The organism is Aeromonas sp. HMWF014 (assembly GCF_963878295.1).
GTDB classification, from domain to species: domain Bacteria; phylum Pseudomonadota; class Gammaproteobacteria; order Enterobacterales; family Aeromonadaceae; genus Aeromonas; species Aeromonas popoffii.
Window position 1 is genome coordinate 1 of the sequence record NZ_CAWNYS010000413.1, and the last position, 5,905, is coordinate 5,905.

The 5,905-nt window shown below is 61.4% G+C and carries 7 protein-coding genes; all 7 read left to right on the top strand.

Features of this window, described 5'->3' with window-relative positions; all coding sequences use genetic code 11:
* The coding region (locus tag AAC083_RS16530) for a cryptochrome/photolyase family protein (protein WP_308811017.1) at positions 1 to 898 on the top strand (898 nt) is incomplete at its 5' end.
* A 1-nt stretch (position 899) separates the two neighbouring features.
* Positions 900 to 1,328 (top strand): nuclear transport factor 2 family protein, encoded by a 429-nt coding sequence (locus AAC083_RS16535; RefSeq protein WP_108537181.1) that lies wholly within the window; start codon positions 900 to 902, stop codon positions 1,326 to 1,328.
* The gene (locus tag AAC083_RS16540; RefSeq protein ID WP_108537182.1) at positions 1,325 to 2,059 is read left to right on the top strand and encodes an SDR family NAD(P)-dependent oxidoreductase; all 735 of its coding nucleotides are present in this window, start codon (positions 1,325 to 1,327) and stop codon (positions 2,057 to 2,059) included. The genes AAC083_RS16535 and AAC083_RS16540 overlap by 4 nt, the downstream gene beginning before the upstream one ends.
* On the top strand, positions 2,056 to 3,315 hold the full coding sequence (locus AAC083_RS16545; RefSeq protein WP_108537183.1) for an NAD(P)/FAD-dependent oxidoreductase: 1,260 nt from the start codon (positions 2,056 to 2,058) through the stop codon (positions 3,313 to 3,315). The genes AAC083_RS16540 and AAC083_RS16545 overlap by 4 nt, the downstream gene beginning before the upstream one ends.
* Positions 3,312 to 4,064, top strand: coding sequence for a DUF1365 domain-containing protein (locus tag AAC083_RS16550; RefSeq protein WP_108537184.1), 753 nt, complete (start codon positions 3,312 to 3,314; stop codon positions 4,062 to 4,064). Before AAC083_RS16545 ends, AAC083_RS16550 begins: the two co-directional genes overlap by 4 nt.
* 121 nt (positions 4,065 to 4,185) lie before the next feature.
* Positions 4,186 to 5,442, top strand: coding sequence for an SAM-dependent methyltransferase (locus tag AAC083_RS16555; RefSeq protein ID WP_108537185.1), 1,257 nt, complete (start codon positions 4,186 to 4,188; stop codon positions 5,440 to 5,442).
* Between the two features lie 2 nt (positions 5,443 to 5,444).
* On the top strand, positions 5,445 to 5,905 hold a 461-nt coding region (locus AAC083_RS16560), incomplete at its 3' end, for a DUF2878 domain-containing protein (protein WP_108537186.1).

Genomic DNA, 5,905 nt, shown 5'->3' on the forward strand with positions numbered 1-5,905 from the left:
GGGCGAGCCGCTGTCGTGGCAACCGCTGCTCGAAAGGGCATGTGTCGATGCTGAGCTGGGCGACGTGTCGCCGGATCCGCACTGGCCAGTGGGGGAGGCCGAGGCCCAGCGCCGTCTGCACGATTTTCTGGAACGGGCGGTGCTCGACTATGGGGAGACCCGGGACTTCCCGGCGCAGGCGGGCACCTCCACCCTCTCTCCTTATCTGGCCGCGGGCATCATAAGCCCGCGCCAGTGCGTAGGGGCGCTGCAGCAGCGGCTCGGTTACCGACCCCAATCCAAGGCGCAACCCGGTTTCGTCTGGCTCAACGAGCTTGTCTGGCGTGAGTTCTATCGCCACCTGCTGGTGCTGGTGCCGACCCTCTCCATGAATCTGCCGTTCAAACCCGAGACAGCGGCCTTGCCCTGGGGTTGGGATCCGGAAGCCTTGGCCGCCTGGTGCGAGGGGCGGACCGGCTATCCCATCGTCGATGCGGCCATGCGCTGCCTCAACGCCACCGGCTGGATGCACAACCGGCTGCGGATGATAGTGGCGAGCTTCCTGACCAAGGATCTGCACATCCACTGGCGGCTCGGGGAGGATTATTTCATGAGCCAGCTCATCGACGGGGATCTGGCGGCCAACAATGGCGGCTGGCAGTGGGCGGCGGGGACGGGTGCCGATGCGGCCCCCTACTTTCGGGTATTCAATCCCACCACTCAGGGGCAACGATTTGATCCACAAGGAGACTTTATTCGTACCTGGGTAACTGAACTTGCCGATATCCCTGTCGCCTATGTGCACCAGCCCCATGACTGGTTGCGACTCAAAGGAGGATGGGAATATCCTGCCCCTATGGTGGATCATGCCCTTGCCCGGGTAAAAGCCATCGAGATGTTTCGCCACCTGGAGAAATAGAATGAACGCGCCGCTGGCCCGCTTTATTGCCCTTTACCAGCAACTGGACAAGCAGCAGTTGCATCGCTTGCCGGAAGTTTATGCCGAGCAGGTGATCTTCATCGATCCGGCCCACCGTATCGAGGGGCTAACGGCGCTCACCGACTATTTTGCGGCCCTCTATCAGCGCCTCGCCGACTGTCGCTTCGAGATAACCAGCCAGCAGCAACAGGGTCGTGAGGCCTGGATAAGCTGGGTCATGATCCTCTCTCACCCAAGACTGGCTGCTGGTCAGCCGGTGCGGGTTGAGGGGGCCACCCACCTTGAGTTCGACGCCGCAGATAAGGTGTGTCTGCATCGCGACTACTTCGATCTCGGCGCCATGCTTTACGAGCAGTTGCCGCTGCTTGGGCCCGTGGTGCGTACCATCAAGGGGAGGCTGGGGACATGAGCAGATGTGTGTTGATCACAGGCGCCAGTTCCGGGCTGGGTCGCCAGCTGGCGCTCGATTATAGGCAGGCGGGCTGGCAGGTGTGGGGTTGCGGTCGTGATAGCGAGCGGTTGGCACAGTTGGCCCGGGACGGCATCACCCCCTTGCAGTTCGATGGCCGGGATGCGGCGGCCATGGCAGAGGTGGCTGCCAGCCTGCCGCCGCTGGATCTGTTGATCCTCAATGCCGGCAGCTGCGAATACATGGATGTGGCGGACGGCTTTGACGGCGAGCTGTTTGCCAGGGTGATCGAGACCAATCTCATCGCTACCGGCCACGCGCTTGCCGCTTTTCTGCCGCTGCTTGGCGAGGGGGCGCGGCTCGCCATCGTCAGTTCGTCGGTGAGCTGGTTGCCACTGCCACGAGCCGAGGCCTATGGCGCCTCCAAGGCGGCCCTCGACTATCTGGCCGATACCCTGCGTCTCGATCTCAAGGCCAGGGGCATAGCTGTGACCCTGATCCGCCCCGGCTTTGTACAGACCCCGCTCACTGCGAAAAATGATTTTCCCATGCCCTGTCTGGTGACGGTAGAGGAGGCCTCTCGCACCATCCTGACCGGACTGGCCGCTGGTCGTCATCAGATCCACTTTCCCCGCCGCTTCATCTGGTTGTTGCGCCTGCTTGGCGCCCTGCCGGTGGGACTCTGGCTGCGGCTTGGCAGCACGCTCGTTTCGAAAGGACGCCATTCATGAAGAAAAAGATTGCCATCGTCGGCTCAGGTATCTCCGGGCTTACCGCCGGTTTTCTGCTCCACAAGTGCCACGACATCACATTGTTTGAGGCGGCCCCCACCCTGGGTGGCCACACCGCCACCGTCGATGTCAGCCTGGCCGGTCGCAGCTATGCCATCGACACCGGTTTTATCGTGTTCAATGATCGCACCTACCCCCATTTCCTCACATTGCTGGAGCGGATTGGCGTGGCACGCCAGGACGCCGAGATGAGTTTTTCGGTGAAGAGCCCGGAGGGGCTCGAGTACAACGGTCACAATCTTGACACCCTGTTTGCCCAGCGCAGCAATCTGCTGAGCCCGCGTTTTTACCGCTTCGTCGCCGAGATCCTGCGTTTTAACCGGGAAGCGCGCGCCTGGCTGGCGGATAGTCAACGGCAACAAGAGAGCTCTGAGCTGACGCTCGGGGATTTCTTGCAGGTGGGGGATTTCAGTGACTACTTCGCCCGCCACTACATTCTGCCCATGGGGGCGGCCATCTGGTCATCCACCCTGGCGGACATGCGCGCCTTCCCCCTTGGCTTTTTCCTGCGTTTTTTTGCCAATCACGGCTTGCTCGATGTGGCGAACCGTCCCCAGTGGTACGTGATCCCGGGCGGCTCGCGGGAGTACATAGGCCCGCTCACGGCTGGCTGGCAGCCGCAGATCCGCCTCGCTTGCCCGGTACAGGGGATCCGGCGGCTGACCGAGGGGGTGCTGATCCAGAGCAGTTATGGCGAGGAGCAGTTTGACGAGGTGATCCTCGCCTGCCACAGCGATCAGGCGCTGGCCCTGCTTACCGATGCGAGCGAGCGGGAGCAGGCGATTCTCGGGGACATGGCCTATCAGGCCAACGATGTCTGGCTCCATACCGATGCCAGCTGTTTGCCCAATCGTCGCAAAGCCTGGGCCAGCTGGAACTATCAGCTGGACGGGGACGACGAGGCTCGGCCGCTGGTGAGCTACAACATGAACATATTGCAGGGGGTGAACTCGCCAGCGCCCTTCTGCGTCAGCCTCAATCCCAAGGGCAAGGTGGACGAGAGCAAGGTGCTGCGCCGCTTTGTTTATCACCATCCGGTGTTCAATCAGGCATCCATTCTGGCGCAGCAGGCGCGGTTGGAGATCTGTGGTCAGCAGCACACCCATTTCTGCGGCGCCTACTGGTACAACGGCTTTCACGAAGACGGGGTGCGCAGCGCGCTGGACGTCGCCAGACGCTTCGGGGCCGAGCTATGAGTACTGTCGCCATGGCTCAGACAGTCAGCGCCATCTGGCAAGGTTCGGTGCGCCATCGCCGCTTTGCACCCAGGGCGCACGCCTTTTCCTACAGCCTCTTCATGCTGGGGCTGGATCTGGACGAGCTGCCACAGCTTAATCAAGGGCGCTGGTTTGGGGTGGAGCGGGCAGGCTTGCTCTCTTTTCACCGCAATGACTATCTCAAAGGCAGCGAGGGAAGCCTCAAGCAAGCTGTGTGGGAGAAGGTGACCGAGCTTGGTGGGGCTGCAGAGCCGGACGGGCGCGTGCTACTGCTCGGCAATGTACGCTGTCTGGGGTTCTACTTCAGCCCGGTCAATTTCTACTTCTGCTACCGGCACGGGGATGCGCGTTACCTGCTGGCAGAGGTCTCCAACACCCCCTGGAACGAGCGCCACTACTACCTGCTGGATCTGGCGGCGCTGGCGCCCCACGACAAGGATTTTCACGTCTCTCCCTTTATGGGGTTGGCCATGCGCTACCACTGGCGTATTCGCCCACCGGAGCAGGAGACACTGATCCATATCGAAAGTCATCCCCAGTCTGGCGAGGCCAAGCTGTTTGACGCCACCCTGGCGCTGAGCCGCGAGCCGCTGTCGCGCAAGGGGTTGGTGGCGCTGCTCACCCGCTGGCCCTGGATGACCCTGAAGGTGCTGCTTGGTATCTACTGGCAGGCCTTGCGTCTTTTTATCAAACGAACACCTATCTTCAGCCATCCGGAGACGCGCTAATGGAGCAGATACAATCCACTTCCGCAGCCTCAATGTGCTATCCGGCGGCCAGCTCTATTCATGACTCAGATTCAATTCAAACGCTCTGTCACTTATTCTTCAGCCATCCGGAGACTCACTAATGGAACTGGTGCAATCAACAAGCTCTGCCTCTTTCATCGACAAAGGCGCAAGGCAACTACTGCTAGCCCTGCTGGGGCGCCTCGAGCAGGGTCAGTTGCTGCTGCGAGACGGCAGCGATCGTCATAGTTTCGGGGTGGCGGGCACTGACCTGCACGCCGAAGTGGTGGTAAAGGATCCGGCCTTCTATCGCCGCTTGTTGTTGGGGGGCAGCATAGCCGCTGGCGAGACCTGGGTGGAGGGGCTCTGGACCAGCCCGGATCCGGTGGCGCTGGTGCGGTTGCTGGCACGCAATATGACACTGCTCGATAGTCTGGAGCGGCGGCTTAGTTGGCTGAGTTTCCCCTTCAACAAGGCGCGCCACTGGCTCAATCGCAATACCCTGACAGGTTCACGATCCAACATCGCCGCCCACTACGATCTGGGTAATACCCTCTATCAGGGTTTTCTCGACAGCCATATGCAGTATTCGAGCGCCATCTATCCGGGGACCGAGTCCACTCTGGAGGAGGCACAAGAGGCCAAGCTGCGCACCATCTGCGAGCGCCTGGAGCTGAGGCCGGACGATCACCTGCTGGAGATAGGCACAGGCTGGGGCGGGCTGGCCATTTATGCGGCCCGTCACTATGGCTGTCGGGTGACCACGACGACCATCTCCCAGGCTCAGCATGACTACGCTCGCGAGTGGATCGAGCGGGAGGGACTCGGAGATCGGATTACCTTGCTGCTGGAGGATTATCGCAAACTGGAGGGGACCTTCGACAAGCTGGTCTCCATCGAGATGATAGAGGCGGTGGGTCACGCCTTCCTGCCCGATTACTTCCGCCAGTTGTCACGGCTGCTCAAACCCGGTGGCCGCCTGCTGATCCAGGCCATCACCATTGCCGATCAGCGCCACGCCCAATATCTGCGCAGTGTCGACTTCATCCAGCGTTACATCTTCCCGGGCGGCTGCCTGCCGAGTGTCTCCCAGATGGCGGGGCTGATTGCCCGCGAGACCGACATGCAGCTGGTGCGGCTGCACGATCACGGTCATCACTATGCCCGCACCCTGGCGCACTGGTGCGAGCGCTTTCTGGCGCTGGCACCCGAGCTGCCCAAGCTGGGTTATAGCCAGGATTTCATCCGGTTGTGGCACTTCTACTTTGCCTATTGCGAAGGAGGCTTCTGGGAGCGGGCCATCAGCCTGGTCCAGCTGGAAGCAGCCAAGCCGGGGCCCCTCGGCTGGTCGGGGGATCTGCCAGTGAGCAGTCACTGACTATGTGGCAGTGGGCTCATCTGCTAGGGTTCAACCTCTACTGGCTGCTGGCGGTGAAATGGCAGCAGCCGGGCCCGCTGCTGTTGATGCTGTTGCTCCACTTCCTCTTCTCCCCCAGCCGCAGACGCGATCTGCGGTTATTGCCGGTGGCCCTGGCTGGCTGTCTGCTCGATGGCCTGCTCTGGCAGCTCGGATTGTTTCAATTTTCGGTCGGTTTCCCCCTCTGGTTGGCACTGCTGTGGCTGGGATTTGCCTTGAGCCTCAGCCATGGGTTGCGCTGGTTGCGCCCCTTGCCCCGCTGGCAGCAGGGGCTGTTTGGCATTGCGGGTGGTGCTTCCTCCTATGTGGCGGGAGCGGCCATGGGCGCAGTACACTTACCTTGGGGCATCTGGATCAGCACAGCACTATTGGCGGTGATCTGGATGTGGTGGTTACCCGTACTCCTGTGGGGAACGGTCAAACT